The sequence below is a fragment of the Primorskyibacter flagellatus genome, assembly GCF_014638275.1.
GTDB classification, from domain to species: Bacteria; Pseudomonadota; Alphaproteobacteria; order Rhodobacterales; family Rhodobacteraceae; genus Pseudooceanicola; species Pseudooceanicola flagellatus_A.
In genome coordinates this window covers 107016-123032 of record NZ_BMFJ01000002.1, presented here as the reverse complement: position 1 = coordinate 123032, position 16017 = coordinate 107016, and the positions used below count along the sequence as shown (strand labels likewise).

The 16017-nt window shown below is 67.8% G+C and carries 12 protein-coding genes; 8 read left to right on the top strand and 4 right to left on the bottom strand.

Annotated elements, in window-relative coordinates; translation table 11 throughout:
• Positions 1 to 48 precede the first annotated feature (48 nt).
• The gene (dnaE, locus tag IEV87_RS14805) at positions 49 to 3549 is read left to right on the top strand and encodes a DNA polymerase III subunit alpha (protein ID WP_188478566.1); all 3501 of its coding nucleotides are present in this window, start codon (positions 49 to 51) and stop codon (positions 3547 to 3549) included.
• A 70-nt stretch (positions 3550 to 3619) separates the two neighbouring features.
• Here dnaE and IEV87_RS14800 read toward each other — a convergent pair whose 3' ends face one another.
• On the bottom strand, positions 3620 to 3817 hold the full coding sequence (locus tag IEV87_RS14800; protein WP_373284060.1) for a SlyX family protein: 198 nt from the start codon (positions 3815 to 3817) through the stop codon (positions 3620 to 3622).
• A 114-nt stretch (positions 3818 to 3931) separates the two neighbouring features.
• Here IEV87_RS14800 and hisS point away from each other — a divergent pair, with 114 nt between their 5' ends.
• Genes hisS through hisG form a run of 3 tightly spaced genes read left to right on the top strand, consistent with a single transcriptional unit; the run spans position 3932 to position 7241 of the window.
• Positions 3932 to 5416, top strand: a complete 1485-nt coding sequence (gene hisS, locus IEV87_RS14795) for a histidine--tRNA ligase (RefSeq protein ID WP_188478565.1) — start codon at positions 3932 to 3934, stop codon at positions 5414 to 5416.
• On the top strand, positions 5416 to 6549 hold the full coding sequence (locus tag IEV87_RS14790; RefSeq protein ID WP_188478564.1) for an ATP phosphoribosyltransferase regulatory subunit: 1134 nt from the start codon (positions 5416 to 5418) through the stop codon (positions 6547 to 6549). Before hisS ends, IEV87_RS14790 begins: the two co-directional genes overlap by 1 nt.
• On the top strand, positions 6546 to 7241 hold the full coding sequence (hisG, locus tag IEV87_RS14785) for an ATP phosphoribosyltransferase (RefSeq protein ID WP_188478563.1): 696 nt from the start codon (positions 6546 to 6548) through the stop codon (positions 7239 to 7241). The genes IEV87_RS14790 and hisG overlap by 4 nt, the downstream gene beginning before the upstream one ends.
• 55 nt (positions 7242 to 7296) lie before the next feature.
• On the opposite strand, the gene IEV87_RS14780 is transcribed toward hisG, so the two are convergent.
• The gene (locus tag IEV87_RS14780) at positions 7297 to 7725 is read right to left on the bottom strand and encodes a DUF1489 family protein (protein WP_188478562.1); all 429 of its coding nucleotides are present in this window, start codon (positions 7723 to 7725) and stop codon (positions 7297 to 7299) included.
• 113 nt (positions 7726 to 7838) lie between these two features.
• On the opposite strand from IEV87_RS14780, the gene IEV87_RS14775 reads away from it, so the two are divergent.
• Positions 7839 to 10109, top strand: a complete 2271-nt coding sequence (locus IEV87_RS14775; RefSeq protein ID WP_188478561.1) for an adenosylcobalamin-dependent ribonucleoside-diphosphate reductase — start codon at positions 7839 to 7841, stop codon at positions 10107 to 10109.
• Positions 10110 to 10131: 22 nt separating this feature from the next.
• Here IEV87_RS14775 and IEV87_RS14770 read toward each other — a convergent pair whose 3' ends face one another.
• A complete protein-coding gene (locus IEV87_RS14770; protein WP_188478560.1) occupies positions 10132 to 11124 on the bottom strand; it encodes a YeiH family protein in 993 nt (330 codons plus the stop codon).
• A gap of 177 nt (positions 11125 to 11301) precedes the next feature.
• Between IEV87_RS14770 and IEV87_RS14765 the strand changes: the two genes are divergently transcribed.
• Entirely contained in the window at positions 11302 to 11751 is a 450-nt protein-coding gene (locus IEV87_RS14765; protein WP_188479477.1) for a thiol-disulfide oxidoreductase DCC family protein, read from the top strand.
• Entirely contained in the window at positions 11748 to 13355 is a 1608-nt protein-coding gene (locus tag IEV87_RS14760; RefSeq protein WP_188478559.1) for an SDR family oxidoreductase, read from the top strand. Before IEV87_RS14765 ends, IEV87_RS14760 begins: the two co-directional genes overlap by 4 nt.
• Positions 13356 to 13533: 178 nt before the next feature.
• Here IEV87_RS14760 and IEV87_RS14755 read toward each other — a convergent pair whose 3' ends face one another.
• On the bottom strand, positions 13534 to 14502 hold the full coding sequence (locus IEV87_RS14755) for a DUF808 domain-containing protein (protein ID WP_188478558.1): 969 nt from the start codon (positions 14500 to 14502) through the stop codon (positions 13534 to 13536).
• Between the two features lie 468 nt (positions 14503 to 14970).
• On the opposite strand from IEV87_RS14755, the gene speB reads away from it, so the two are divergent.
• Entirely contained in the window at positions 14971 to 15927 is a 957-nt protein-coding gene (speB, locus tag IEV87_RS14750) for an agmatinase (protein WP_188478557.1), read from the top strand.
• The last annotated feature ends 90 nt before the right edge of the window (positions 15928 to 16017 follow it).

Below are 16017 nucleotides of genomic sequence, written 5' to 3'. Positions count from 1 at the left end.
TTGCAACCGCCTGTTCCCCGTCCCGCCAATCCGCGCTAGCGTCGCGGGATGAGCAGCTCCCCCCGATTCATCCATCTCCGCGTCCATACCGAATATTCCCTGCTGGAAGGTGCCGTCCGGCTGAAAAAGCTGGCGGGGCTCTGCAGGGCCTCGGGCATGCCTGCGGTCGCCGTCACCGACACCAACAACATGTTCGCCGCGCTGGAATTTTCCGTGACCGCAGCGGGCGAGGGGGTTCAGCCGATCATCGGCTGTCAGGTCGATCTGGCCTATCTGGAAACCCAGCCCGGCGAGAAGCCGAAGGAGCCTGCACCGGTCGTGCTGCTGGCGCAGTCCGAACAGGGGTACGAGAACCTGATGCGGCTGAACTCCTGCCTCTATATCGACAAGGCGGGGCAGCTGCCGCAGGTGACCTTGACGGAGCTTCAGGAGTTTTCCGACGGTGTGATCTGCCTGACCGGCGGGCCGGACGGACCTGTGGGGATGCTGTTGCAGGGGGGGCAGCGTCCGGCGGCGCAGACGCTGATGACGCGGCTTTCAGAGATTTTCGGCGACCGGCTCTACGTCGAACTGCAGCGCCATCCGGGGGAGTCGGGGCTTCCGGCCAAGGAACGCACGACGGAACGCGGCTTTGTCGAAATGGCCTACGCGATGGAGCTGCCGCTGGTGGCGACCAACGACGTCTATTTCCCGAAGGAGTCGATGTACGAGGCCCACGACGCGCTGATCTGCATCGCGGAAGGTGCCTATGTCGATCAGCAGCAGCCGCGCCGCCGCCTCACCCCTCAGCACTATTTCAAGACGCCCGAGGAGATGGCGACCCTGTTTGCCGATCTTCCCGAAGCCCTGGAAAACACGGTCGAGATCGCAAGACGCTGCGCTTTCATGGCCTATCGCCGCGACCCGATCCTGCCGAAATTCGCGGATGACGAGGTCGCGGAACTGCGGCGCATGGCCAATGAAGGGCTCCAGGCGCGGCTGGCCGTCATTCCGCACGCGGTGACGCCGGAGGAGTATCAGGAGCGGCTGGATTTTGAACTCGGCATCATCGAGGGGATGGGCTTTCCCGGGTACTTCCTGATCGTTGCGGACTTCATCCAGTGGTCCAAGGACAACGGCATCCCGGTCGGGCCGGGGCGGGGGTCGGGTGCAGGGTCGCTGGTGGCCTATGCGCTGACGATCACCGATCTCGATCCGCTGCGCTATTCGCTGCTGTTCGAACGGTTCCTGAACCCCGAGCGGGTCTCCATGCCCGACTTCGACATCGACTTCTGCATGGACAGACGCGAGGAAACGATCCGCTACGTGCAGGAGAAGTACGGCCGCGACAAGGTCGGGCAGATCATCACCTTCGGTGCGCTGCTGTCCAAGGCGGCGGTGCGCGACATCGGCCGGGTGCTGCAGATGCCCTACGGACAGGTCGACCGGCTGTCCAAGATGATCCCGGTGGAGGGGGTCAAGCCCGTCTCCATCGAACAGGCCCTCGCGCAGGAGGAACGTCTCCGCGCGGAAGCCAAGAACGAGGAGGTCGTGAAACGCCTTCTGGATTACGGGATGGAAGTCGAGGGGCTGCTGCGCAACGCCTCCACCCACGCCGCCGGGGTGGTGATCGGGGACAGGCCGCTGGACCGGCTGGTGCCGCTCTATCAGGACCCCCGCTCGGACATGCCGGCGACGCAGTTCAACATGAAGTGGGTCGAACAGGCCGGGCTGGTGAAGTTCGACTTCCTCGGGCTGAAGACCCTGACCGTCATCCAGAACGCGATGGAACAGATCGCGGCGGGCGGGCGCAACCTGCACACGGCGGCGGACGGAACGCAGATCTACGACCCCGCGCCGGGGGCCGAAAACCAGATCAACCTGATCCCGCTGGACGACGAAAAGACCTACGACCTCTATTCCCGCGCCCAGACGGTCGCCGTGTTCCAGGTGGAAAGCTCGGGCATGATGGACGCGCTCAAGCGGATGAAGCCGACCTGTATCGAGGACATCGTCGCGCTCGTCGCGCTCTACCGTCCGGGCCCGATGGAGAACATCCCGACTTATTGCGAGGTCAAGAACGGGCTGCGGCAGATCGAATCCGTGCATCCCTCCATCGACCACATACTCGCGGAAACGCAGGGCATCATCGTCTACCAGGAACAGGTGATGCAGATCGCGCAGGTCATGGCGGGCTATTCGCTTGGCGGCGCGGACCTGCTGCGCCGCGCCATGGGCAAGAAGATCAAGGAGGCGATGGACGCCGAACGCCCCAAGTTCGAGGAGGGGGCGGCGAAGAACGGGGTCGACAGGAAGAAAGCTTCAGAAGTTTTCGACCTTTTGGAAAAGTTCGCAAACTACGGGTTCAACAAGTCCCACGCCGCCGCATATGCCGTGGTCAGCTATCAGACCGCCTGGCTCAAGGCGAACCATCCGGTCGAATTCATGGCCGGGGTGATGAACTGCGATATTCACCTGACCGAAAAGCTCGCCGTCTATTTCGAAGAGGTGAAGAAGGCGCTGTCTCTTCCCTACGTGCCGCCCTGCGTGAACCGCTCCGGTGCGACGTTCAAGGTGGTGGACGGGGCGCTCGTCTATGCGCTTGGCGCGCTCAAGAACGTCGGCGTGGATGCGATGCGGCTGGTGGTCGAGGGGCGCGGCGACAAGGATTTCGTGACGCTGTTCGATTTCGCCCGGCGGGTGGAGCTGAAGCGGGTCGGAAAGCGCCCGCTGGAGATGATGGCGCGGGCCGGGGCCTTTGACGTGCTTGATCCGAACCGGCGGCGGGTGTTCGATTCCCTTGACGCACTGGTCCAGTATTCCGCCGCGATCTGGGAACAGAAGCAATCCAATCAGGTGTCCCTCTTCGGCGATGCGGGCGAGGATCTGCCTGAGCCGCGCCTTTCTCCGGTCCAGGACTGGCTGCCCGCCGAACGGCTGGCAGAGGAGTTCCGCGCGATCGGCTTCTATCTCTCCGGACACCCTCTGGACGACTACGCCGGGGCGCTGAAACGCAAGGATATCAAGACGCTGGACGAGATCGCGCAGCTGGCGCAGGGCGGTCCGCTCGTCGCCAAGATGGCCGGGATCGTCGCCGGGCGGCAGGAGCGGAAATCGGCCCGGGGAAACCGGTTCGCCTTCGTTCAGGCCTCTGACGTTACCGGGGCTTTCGAATGTACTGTCTTTTCTGACACGCTTGAAGCGGCGCGGGATTACCTCGACGCCGGATCCATGGTGGTCTTCACGGTCGAGGCGACGATGGAAAGCGACCAGCTCAAGCTGCTGGCGCGGGGGATCGCGCCGCTCGACACCGTGGTGGCGGATGTTGGCGGCATGGGCCTGAAAATCTTCGTCGACGCGGCAGAGGCGATCCCGGCGGTGGCAGAGGTGCTGGACTCCGCCGCGCAGGCCGCCGCGCGCACGGCGCGCGGGCCGGTCAGCTTCTGCCTCATGGGGGCGGGGCTGCCGGGAGAGGTCGAAATCGACACGGGCCGGGAATACCCGGTGACGCCGCAGATCAAGGGCGCGATCAAGAGCCTGAACGGGGTGATGGCGGTCGAGGAGATCTGACCAGCTCGCCACCTGCCAACCTACGCGGCGTCATCCCCGGGCTAGGCCCGGAGTTCCCACGCCGCAGGTTTCAGTAGTGCGGCGGCCGTTCGTCGCCGATCACCACGCCGCCGCCAAGGTCCTGCACGCGCTCTGCCTCGCGTTCCATCAGGATCTGGACCCGGCGGATGAGCAGGGCGATCTCCTTCTCCTGCCGTGCGACGATGTCGGACAGGTCGTCCACCGTCCGTTCCAGGTGTGCAATGCGTTCTTCGTGGGGCATATCCATCGGTGTCCTCCTTTCCCGTCCGGAATGTGGGGCCCGAAGCTGCCGGGGGCAAGCCCTTGCCGCGCGGGGGGGCTTGGGCTAGACCGCGCCGCGAGCGACCTGAGAGGACCCGCCATGGCGAAGGACAAGAAGACCCCGCGCCCCAGGGCCGAAACGCCCAAGGGCTTCCGCGACTATTTCGGCACCGACGTGACCGAGCGGACGGAGATGCTGCATCGCATCGCCGGGGTCTACCATCGCTATGGCTTTGATGCGCTTGAGAGTTCCGCGGTCGAGACGGTCGAGGCGCTTGGCAAGTTCCTGCCCGACGTGGACCGCCCGAACGAAGGCGTGTTCGCCTGGCAGGAGGCCGATGACGGCGACAGGGGGGACTGGCTGGCGCTGCGCTATGACCTGACGGCCCCGCTGGCCCGTGTCTACGCGCAGCACCGCAACGACCTGCCGACGCCCTACCGGCGCTATGCCATGGGGCCCGTCTGGCGCAACGAAAAGCCGGGACCGGGCCGGTTCCGCCAATTCTATCAGTGCGATGCGGATACGGTCGGGACGGCGAGCGTGGCGGCGGATGCGGAGATCTGCGCGATGCTGGCCGACTGCCTCGAGGCCGTCGGGATCGCGCGTGGCGACTACCTGATCCGCGTGAACAACCGGAAGGTTCTGAACGGGGTGCTGGAGGCCATGGGCGTTTCCGATCCCGCCGTGCAAGCCGACGTCCTGCGCACCATCGACAAGTTCGACAAGGTCGGCGAGGCCGGGGTCCGGGAACTGCTCGGTAAGGGGCGGCTGGATGCCTCGGGCGCCTATATCGACGGCGTCGGGCTAAGCGACGCGCAGGCGGAACCGGTCATCGCTTTCCTGACGTCGAAGGGTGAGACGGCTGCGGAGACGCTCGACAACCTGCGCAGCGCGGTCGGCAGCGCGCCGGTCGGGGCGGAGGGCGTCGACGAACTCTCCCAGATCGCGGACCTGCTCGCCGCAGGCGGCTACGGCCCCGACCGCATCGTCATCGACCCCTCCGTCGTGCGCGGTCTCGGCTACTACACCGGCCCGGTCTTCGAGGCTGAGTTGACCTTTGAAATCCTTGACGAAAAGGGGCGCAAGCGCCAGTTCGGCTCCGTCGCGGGCGGCGGGCGCTACGATGACCTGGTGGCGCGGTTCACCGGGCAGAAGGTGCCGGCGGTCGGTGTCTCCATCGGCGTCGACCGGCTTCTGGCCGCGCTGCGGGAAAAGGGTCGCATGGGCGGGGACGCGACGGGGCCGGTGGTCGTCACCGTGATGGACCGCGACCGGATGGCGGATTATCAGGCGATGGTGGCGGAGCTGCGGGCGGCGGGTATCCGGGCGGAAGTCTACCTCGGCAATCCGAAGAACTTCGGCAACCAGCTGAAATACGCGGACAAGCGGAATGCCCCTGCCGCGGTGATCGAGGGCGCGGATGAAAAGGCGCGCGGCGTGGTGCAGGTCAAGGACCTCGCCCTTGGCAAGAAGATCGCCGAAAGCGCCTCGCTCGAGGAATGGAAGGAACATGAGGCGCAGGCGGAAATCCCCCGTGCCGAGCTGGTTCAGCATATTCAGAAGCTTCTGGCGGGAGAGGTGTAATGGCCGTCTGGCAGGGCCACTCACCCGAGCTGCGTGCGCAGGTCCGGGCCTGCGCGGCGCGCCTGCGCGACGGTTTCGCAGCCTCCGGCGCGGTGCCGGTGGAATGCCCGATCCTGCTGCCCGCCGCGACCCTGCTGGACCTCTACGGAGAGGACATCCGGGGGCGGGCCTATGTCACCTCGGACGCGCTCCGGGGAGAGCAGATGATGCGGCCGGATTTCACGGTTCCGGTGGTTCAGATGCACATGAACGGCGGCGCGGAACCGGCGCGCTACACCTATGCCGGAGAAGTCTTCCGCCGGCAGGAGGAGGACGAGGCACGCGCCAACGAATACCTTCAGGCGGGGGTGGAGATCTTTGACGGGGCCGACCCGGCGGGCGCGGATGCTGAGGTGTTCGCGCTGATCCGTGCGGCGACCGCCGGCCTGTCGCTGCGGGCGGCCACCGGGGACATCGGGATCCTGATGGCTGCGGTCGGAGGGCTGCAGACGTCCGAGGCGCGCAAGGCGGCGCTGATGCGTCACATCTGGCGGCCCCGGCGGTTCCGCTCTCTTCTCGACCGGTTCGCCGGCCGGGCCGAGGTGCCGCCGACCCGCGCGGCCCTGCTTGCGGCGGCCGACCCCTTTGCAGCGGCCGGGCCGCAGCTTGGCCTGCGCTCGCGCGAGGAGGTCGAGATCCGGATCGCGGCGCTGAAAGCCGACGCGGACACCCCGCCGGTCTCGGACCGGGAGGTGGCGCTGATCGACGCGATCCTCGCCGTGCGCGAAACCCTGCCCTTCGCGCTGGAGCACCTGCGGGACATCGCCGTCGACATGCCGTCGATCTCTTCGGCGGTCGAGGGGCTGGCGGCACGGGCGCAGGCGCTGGAGACGCGGGGCGTGGACATCGCCGCGCTCGACTTCGAGGCAGCCTACGGGCGCACGCACATGGAATATTACGACGGTTTCGTCTTCGGCTTCTACGCCGAGGCCCGGCCCGACCTGCCGCCGGTGGCCAGCGGCGGACGTTATGACGCGCTGACGCGGGTTCTGGGGCGGTCGGCGGGGCGGCCCGAGGGGATACCGGCCGTCGGCGGCGTGGTGCGCCCCGGTCTGGTCGTCGAACTCGGGGCCCAAATCGGGGGGGAGTCATGACCGTGAAGCTGGGCGTGCCCTCCAAGGGCCGGCTGATGGAGAAGACCTTCGACTGGTTCGGGGAACGCGGCATCGAACTGGGACGCGCCGGGTCGGAACGCGAATATGCCGGGCGCGTCGGCGGCGTGGAGGGCGTTGAGCTTGTGCTGCTTTCCGCCGGCGAGATCCCGCGCGATCTGGCGGAGGGGCGCATCCATCTGGGCGTGACCGGCACCGATCTGGTGCAGGAGAAGCTGGCGAGCTGGGACCTGCGGGTCGAGATGCTGGCGGAACTGGGGTTCGGCCACGCGGACCTCGTGCTTGCGGTGCCGTCCTGCTGGGCCGATGTCGACGTGCTGGACGACCTTGACGCGGCGGCGGCGGCCTTCCGCGACCGCCACGGCTTCCGTCTGCGGATCGCGACGAAGTATCACCGGCTGGTGCGCGACTTCCTGCGCGACCGGGGGGTGGCGGATTACCAGCTGGTCGACAGCCAGGGCGCAACCGAGGGCACGGTGAAGAACGAAACGGCGGAGGCGATTGCCGACATCACCTCGACCGGGGAAACCCTGCGCGCGAACCACCTGAAGATCATGGCGGACGGGCTGATCCTGAAATCTCAGGCGACGCTCTACCGGTCGCGTTCGGCGGCGATGACGGATGCGGATCGCGCGGTGCTGTCCGGGTTGCTGGAACGGCTGGCGGTGGATTGATCCGGCTGCGCCGGATGGCCTCCGGCGGGGATATTTCCCAAACCGAAGAGGGCGGTCAGAGCACCCCGATATCCGCCAGCGCCTTGGACAGGTCGGCGGGCAGCGTGTCGTCCCCGGTGCGGGTCTTCGACAGGTCGGGGGGCGCGTCCTTCGGGTCGAGGTAGCGCCAGCCCTGGAACGGACGGCGCGGGGAGGTGGCCGTTGCGTGCACCTCGGGGTCGAGGACAAGGGCGCAGTGGCGGATGCCGTCGTGCATCACCTCGTCAAGGCGGACGACGCGCTGGCGGGCCTGGATCTGGCCCTTGATGACCCAGTAGATCGACCCGCCGTCGAGAAGCTCTGACTCGCGCTTGGGCCACATGCGGGTGACATGCCGGGGCAGGCCGTCGTCATAGAGCGGACGGCGGGAGGCCTGCCAGGCGCGCAGGGTGTCGACCGACTCGGAGCCGACGGAAAGTTTCAGCAGATTGACGAATCTGGCCACGGTCTCCCCCAAGATCGTGTTGGTCTGTGACAAGGATAGGCTAATTGTTGGCATACGCAAGCAGGGGGTGTAGGGTGGTGCTTCCCTCCCGAAGCTGCCCCGAGGTGATTCCGATGACCCGCTTTGCCGCGCCCATTGCCGAACAGGTCTGGGACATGAAGTACCGTCTCAAGCAGGCGGACGGCACGCCCGTCGACCGCTCTGTCGAGGACAGCTGGCGGCGGATCGCGCGGGCGCTGGCTTCGGTCGAGGAGGATGCGGCGACGTGGGAGGACCGGTTCTACCACGCGCTGGAGGATTTCCGCTACCTGCCCGCCGGGCGGATCACCGCCGGGGCCGGGACGGGGCGCAAGGTCACGCTGTTCAACTGCTTCGTCATGGGCACGGTGCCCGACGACATGGGCGGCATCTTCGACATGCTGAAGGAGGCCGCGCTGACCATGCAGCAGGGCGGCGGAATCGGCTACGATTTCTCCACCATCCGGCCCAAGGGGGCGGCGGTGTCGGGGGTGGCGGCGGATGCCTCCGGCCCGCTGTCTTTCATGGATGTCTGGGACGCGATGTGCCGCACGATCATGTCGGCGGGATCGCGCCGGGGCGCGATGATGGCGACGATGCGCTGTGACCACCCGGATATCGAGTCCTTCATCGGGGCCAAGTCCGACCCGGCGCGGCTGCGCATGTTCAACATGTCCGTCCTTGTCACCGATCCGTTCATGGAGGCGGTCAAGGCCGACGGCCCGTGGGAGCTGCAGTTCGACGGCAAGGTCTATCACACGCTGCAGGCGCGCGACCTGTGGAACCGGATCATGCAGGCGACCTACGATTATGCGGAGCCGGGCGTGATCTTCATCGACCGCATCAACGCCGCGAACAACCTCAGGTATTGCGAGACGATCGCGGCGACGAACCCCTGCGGGGAACAGCCTCTGCCGCCCTATGGCGCCTGCCTGCTCGGCTCCGTCAACCTCGCCCGGCTGGTGTCGGACCCGTTCACGGAGGCTGCGGCGCTGGACCTTTCCGCGCTGGACGACCTGGTGCGGGTGGCCGTGCGGATGATGGACAACACCGTCGACGCGTCGAAATTCCCGCTCGAGGCGCAGGCGCGCGAGGCAGAGGCGAAGCGGCGGATCGGGCTGGGCGTGACCGGGCTGGCGGATGCGCTTCTGATGCTCGGGCTGCGTTACGGCTCCGACGAGGCGGCTTCGCAGACGGAGGCCTGGATGCGGGCCATCGCGCGCGCGGCCTACCTGGCCTCGGTCGACCTGGCCAAGGAAAAGGGGGCGTTCCCGCTGTTCGACCGCGACGCCTATCTCGCGTCTGGCACGATGATGGCGATGGACGATGACGTGCGCGCCGCGGTGGCGGAGCACGGCATCCGGAACGCCCTGCTGACCTCCATCGCGCCGACGGGAACGATCTCGCTCTACGCCGGGAACGTGTCGAGCGGGATCGAGCCGGTCTTTGCCTATGAATACACCCGTAAAGTGCTGCAGAAGGACGGGTCGCGGACCGAGGAAAAGGTGGTCGATTACGCGGTGCAGCTGTGGAAGCAGCTGAAGGGCGACGCGCCTCTGCCCGATCACTTCGTCAACGCGCAGACGCTGGCCCCGCTGGATCACGTGAAGATGCAGGCTGCGGCGCAGAAATGGGTGGATTCGTCGATCTCGAAGACCATCAACTGCCCCGAGGACATCTCGTTCGAGGCGTTCAAGGACGTCTACATGGCGGCCTGGGATTCGGGCTGCAAGGGCTGCACGACCTACCGCCCGAACGATGTGACGGGGTCGGTGCTGTCAGTGGAGGCGGAGAAGGAAGAATCTCCGGCCGTCATGCCCGTCGAAGGGGGCGAGGTCGTCTACATGTCCGACCCGCTCGACCGGCCAACGACGCTGGAAGGCAATACCTACAAGCTCAAGTGGCCGGACAGCGAACATGCCATCTACCTGACCATCAACGATATCATCGTTGGCGGGCGGCGGCGGCCGTTCGAGGTGTTCATCAACTCCAAGAACATGGAGCATTTCGCCTGGACCGTGGCGCTGACCCGGATGATCTCTGCCGTGTTCCGGCGGGGCGGGGACGTGAGTTTCGTGGTGGAGGAACTGAAAGCCGTCTTTGATCCGCGCGGCGGGGCGTGGATCAGGGGGAAATACATCCCCTCGATCCTCGCGGCCATCGGCGGGGTGATCGAGACGCATCTCGTCTCCATCGGCTTCATCGAGGGCGAGGGCAAGGGGCTCAAGACCGACCCGACCGCAAAGGTCGTGGGGCTTGAGACCGGCGGTCGCGGCAAGGCCTGCCCGTCCTGCGGTCAGTACACCATGCACATGTCCGAGGGCTGCATGACCTGCACCTCCTGTGGACATTCGAAATGCGGGTGAGCGGCGGCGCGACCCGCGCCCCTCAGTAGCCCAGGGCGATCCCGAGACCGATCCACAGCGCAAGGACCACGGTTTCGCCAAGCAGCAGCAGGAGCGGGGCCGAGCCGACCTCGAACAGCGACCGGAGCGAGGTCTTGATGCCAAGCGCCGCGATGGCGGTGACGAGGCACCAGCCCGACAGGGTCGTCAGCCAGCCGGCGGCGGCGGCAGGCACCGCGCCGGCGGAGTTCAGCACCACAAGCGCCGCGAACCCGACGACGAACAGGGGCAGCGGGGCCCGGTGGCCTCCGGCGCGGTGGCGCAGGCCGATCAGCAGCACCACCGGCACCAGCATGGCGACACGGAACAGCTTGGCTATGGTGGCGGTGTCCCCGGTTTCGGGCGACACGGAATAGCCCGCGCCCACCACCTGCGCGACATCGTGGATCGTGCCGCCCAGGAACAGCCCTGCCGCCCGGTCGCCAAGGCCGAGCGTCGCGGTAATCATCGGGTAGAGGATCATCGCCAGCGTCGACAGCGCCGTCACCGTGACCACGACGAGGATGGTGTCGCGTTCGCTGCGTTCGTCGCGGGGCAGCACGGCGGCAATCGCCATGGCGGCAGAGGCCCCGCAGATCGCCACGGCGCCGCCCGACAGGATGCCGAACCGGCGGTCCAGCCCGGTCAGCCGCACGGCCAGCGCTCCGACCGCGATGGTCAGCGCGACTCCGGCGGCCATCCAGACCACCGCCCCCGCGCCAAGGTGCCCGACTTCGTCGAAGGTGATGCGCACGCCAAGCAGTGCGACGCCGAGGCGGAGCAGGACGCGGGCGGCAAAGTCTATCCCGGCGGCACTCCGCGCGTCCTCCGTCAGGAAGTGCAGCGCCATGCCAAGCAGCAGCGCGAACAGCATCTGCGGGGCGCCGTAATGTTCCGAGAGGAACCGCGCGGCAGCGGCAACGACCATGCAGAGCGCCAGTCCCGGCGCAATGCGGGCCAGCCTGTCGCGGACCGAGGGTCCGGTTGTGTCGCTCATGCCCGCGTCCTTCTGCCGTGGTCTCCGCGCCGCGCTTCCGCCGGGGCGGATAGAACGGATCTTCGGCGCGGGGCGCAAGGGGGCAGGACACGCGGATCGCGTGGCCCCCATGGTGTCGCGGTGGCGTCACCGTGCCGCCTTGCACCGGCCGCGCGGCTGGCGGAGGATCGCGCCATGATGCATGCGCCCCATTCCTTCCGCAGCGACCCGCAGGTGCCGCCCTTCGACGATGCGGGCCCGCTGGCCGTCATGGATGCGGATTGTGCGGTGTGCAGCTGGGGCGCGCGGATGATCCACCGGCTTGACGGCAGCGGCACGGTGCGCATCTGCCCGGTGCAGTCCCCGCTCGGCGCGGCGCTGATGCGGCATTACGGGCTGCGTCCCGACGATCCCGAAAGCTGGCTGTTCATCGATCAGGGTGTCGCGCACAAGGATTTCGAAGCGGTGCTGCACGCCTGCCGTCGCTTCAGGGGGTGGGGGCGGCTGGCCTTCGTGCTCCACGCCTGTCCGAGACCGCTGCGCGACTGGCTCTACCGGCGGCTGGCGCGGAACCGCTATGCGATATGCGGGCGGGCGGACATGTGCGCGCTGCCCGACCCGGCGTTCAGGCGGCGTCTCATCGGATGAGGATCCTGCTGCTTGGCGGTTACGGGGTCTTCGGGTCGCGACTGGCCGAGCTTCTGGTGCGCGATGGCCATGACGTCACCGTTGCCGGGCGCAGCGCGGGGGCCGCGCAGGCGCTGGCGAACCGGCTCGGCTGCCGGGCGATGGTGCTGGACCGGGAGGGACCGCTGGACGCGCTGGCGGGGCAGGACGTGGTGGTCGATGCCGCCGGGCCGTTCCACAGCTACGGCGCGGATCGCTACCGGCTGGCACGGGCGGCACTGGCGGCGGAGGCGCATTACCTTGACCTCTCGGACGACGCGGGCTTCTGCGCGGGTCTGACCGAACTCGACCCCATGGCACGGCAGGCCGGGCTCTGCGCGCTGTCGGGTCTGTCGTCGGTGCCCGCGCTCTCCTCCGCCGCGGTGGTCGCCCTGTCGGCGGGGGCGCGGCCGCGTGTCATCGATACCGCGATCCTGCCGGGCAACCGGGCACCGCGCGGCCTGTCGGTCATGCGGTCAATTCTGGAGGGGGCGGGGCGGGGGATGCCGGTCTGGCGCGGTGGCCGGTGGTGCCGGGTGACGGGGTGGTCCGACCCGAAGGACTACACCCTTCCCGGCGGCCTGATCCGACAGGGGTGGCAGATCGCGGTGCCCGACCAGCGGCTTTTCCCCGCGCATTTCGGGGCAGAGACGGTGATCTTCCGCGCCGGGCTCGAACTGGGCGTGATGCGTTACGGGCTGGCGGCGTTCGCCGCGCTCCGGCGGATCTGGGCGTTCCCCGTGACGCCGAGGCTGGTGCGCGTCGCACAGGTCGCCGCCGGGGCACTGGCCCCCTTCGGCAGCGGGCGCGGGGGGATGTCGGTCACCGTGACCACCGAAACGGAGCGGCGGAGCTGGCGTCTGCTGGCCGAAGACGGGGACGGGCCCTTCATTCCCGGTGTCGCCGCGCGGGCGCTGCTGCGGCGCGATGTGCTGCCACCGGGTGCCGGGCCTGCCGTGGCGGTCGTGACGCTGGCCGAGGCGGAGGCCGCCATGTCCGACCTGCGCGTGGTGACGGAGCGCGTCTCCGCCCCGGTCGATCCGATATTCCGGCGGGTGCTGGGCGACGCCTTCGACCGGCTGCCGGATGTCGTCCGCCGGACCCACCTCACCGCCGAGTGCAGTCACTGGAGCGGGACCTGCGATGTCACGCGGGGAACCGGGCTGTGGCCGCGCCTGCTCTGCGCGCTGTTCGGCTTCCCGCCTGAAGGGCGGGACCAGCCGGTCGAGGTCGTCAAGACGGCGACGGCGGCGGGCGAAACATGGTTGCGGCAGTTCGGGCGGCGCCGGTTCCGCTCCCGCCTCTCCGTCCGGCGGGGCGGGATGGAGGAGCGGTTCGGCCCGTTCTCCTTCGCCCTTGCCCTCCACGTGACCGAGCACGCGCTGCACTACCCGGTCACGGCGGGCCGGATCGGGCCGCTGCCGTTGCCGCGCTGGCTGCTGCCGGTTTCGGTGGCGCGGGAACAGGCGGCGGACGGGGTTTTCCGTTTCGACGTTGACCTGCACGCGCCGCTTACCGGACAGAGGATGGTGCACTACCGGGGGTGGCTGGCAGAGGACACGGGGGAGGACCCGGCGGTTCGCTGATCCGTGCGTGTGCCTCGGAGCCTGGGGCCGATCAGGCGCGGGCTCTGCTCAACGACGCACACAGGTGTCGTCCATGACGCCGATGACCCGTCCCGCCCGGTGCGGCTGCGTCGTGCCTGTTCCGGATCGTGAGCCAGACAAACGATACATGCCGATACGGTTGAGGAGCGATCGGGCCCTAGTGCGCCTCTTCCTTCGATCCGCCGAACAGTCCCGACGCGGCGGAGACCAGCGGGATCAGCACCGCGCCGACGATCAGCCCGATCACGCCGTCCAGCCCGGCTGTCACCAGCCATTCGACCGCCCCCTCAAGCCGTTCCGGTACGCGATGCGCGACGTCGACGGCGATGTGGTGGATCGTGTCGTAGGGCAGGGGCCATCCCAGCACCTCCAGCCCGTGCACGAGGATCGAGCCGCCGACCCAGATCATCGCGGCGGTGCCGACGATGATCAGCAGCTGCAGGAAATAGGGCATCGCGTTGACGATGAACCGCCCGAGCCGGCGGGTCAGGCCAAGCCGCCCGTGATCCGCCATGGCGAGGCCAAGGTCGTCGGCCTTCACGATCAGCGCCACCGCACCATAGACCGCCACGGTGATCAGCAGCCCGGCGACGGCCAGCGCGGCGGCCTCGATCCAGACCGGCTGACCCTCGGGGAGTGAGGAGAGCACGATCGTCATGATCTCGGCCGAGAGGATGAAGTCGGTCTTGATGGCGCCCTTGACCTTCTGCTCCTCCAGGTGCGCGCCGGTGGCTTCTTTCTTGGCCACGGCCTCCGCCTGGTCGTGATGGGCGGGCGATATGGCGTGCCAGACCTTCTCCGCCCCCTCGTAACAGAGGTAGCCGCCGCCCAGCATCAGCAGGGGATAGATCAGGAAGGGGGCAAAGGCCGACAGCGCCAGGGCGACGGGCAGCAGGATCACCAGCTTGTTGAAGATCGACCCGCGGGCGATCTTCCAGACGATCGGCAGTTCGCGGCTGGCGTCGAAACCGTGGACGTATTTCGGGGTCACCGCGGCATCGTCGATGACCGCCCCCGCCGCCTTGGAGGAGGCCTTGACCGCCTGTCCCACCACATCGTCGACAGAGGCCGCCGCCACCTTTGCAATGGCCGCCACATCGTCCAGCAGGGCGATCAGTCCGCTCATGGTCTCTCCTATCCGTCTACGGGGACCAACTTAGGGGTTTCGGGGCCGGAGGGAAGGGGGGAGACAAGGTCGGCAGATGTCACCGCCGCTGCGGCGGGGCAATGGACGGAAGGCGGGGCACGTCCGCGGAGGGGCGCTCCTCTGTTTACGGTCGTCACTGCATCGTCTCGTTGAAGCCGTCAGATCAATCGTCGCGCTGACGTTGACGAAGCGCCCGTCCGGGGGGGCGGACGGGCGCTGCCCGGGACATTGCGCGTCCGCAGAGGGCCAAGGTCATGCTCCACGTTGTGGTGTCATCCTCGGACTTGATCCGAGGATCTCTTGTCACCACACTTCCCTGAACCGGAGATCCTCGGATCAGGTCCGGGATGACGGCCCCCCCTGAACCGGTCCACACCACTCCGCCCGCGACAAATCCCGCAATCCGTGCCCTAATACCCCAAAACCACAAGAAACCGGGACGGGACCATGAAACACGGCTACGACGGCGGACGGCTCAACCTGCCCTTCGTCGGCATCTGCACCTTCGGCAAGTACCCGCATGTGGAGGACTGGGACAGCATCGACGCCGATGTCGCGATCCTCGGCGCGCCGCTCGACATGGGGACACAGTGGCGGTCGGGCGCGCGCATGGGGCCGAGGGCGGTGCGCGAGGCCTCGACCCTGTTTTCCTTCGGTCACGCCGGGGCCTATGATCACGAGGACGACGTGACCTACCTCGAACCGCACCGCGTGACCATCGTGGACATCGGGGATGCGGACATCATCCATACGGACATGGTGAAAAGCCACGACAACATCGAACACGGTGTGCGCAAGATCCTCGCCGCGGGGGCGCTGCCGGTGGTGATCGGCGGGGATCATTCGGTCAACATTCCCTGCATCAACGCCTTCGACGGGGAGGAACCGGTCCACCTGATCCAGATCGACGCGCATCTCGACTTCGTCGACGAACGCCACGGGGTGCGCTACGGCCACGGCAACCCGATGCGGCGCGCGGCAGAGAAACCCTGGGTGTCGGGGCTGACGCAGATCGGGATCCGCAACGTCTCCTCCACCGCGCGGGACGGGTACGAGGCGGCGCGGGGGATGGGATCGGACATCCTGTCGGTGCGGCAGGCGCGGGCGCTCGGCGTCGCCGGACTGCTGTCCCGCATCCCGGCCGGAGAGCGGTACTACCTGACCATCGACATAGACGCCTTCGACCCCTCCATCGCGCCCGGCACCGGCACGCCGAGCCATGGCGGGTTCCTCTATTACGAGGTGCTCGAACTGATCGACGGTCTCGCGCAGCAGGGAGAGATCGTTGGCATGGACCTGGTCGAGGTCGCGCCCGATCACGACCCCGCCGGCGTGACCTCGATCCTCGCCGCGCAGCTGCTGATGAACGTGATCGGACGGGTGCTGCATTACCGGGAAGCCTGACGGGAAACCTGAATTCTACTCGTCGGACAGTGTCTTTACTGCGTGGTTGACCCCGCCTCGGGCCGGGTGCATCCTCCGCCCCAGATCACG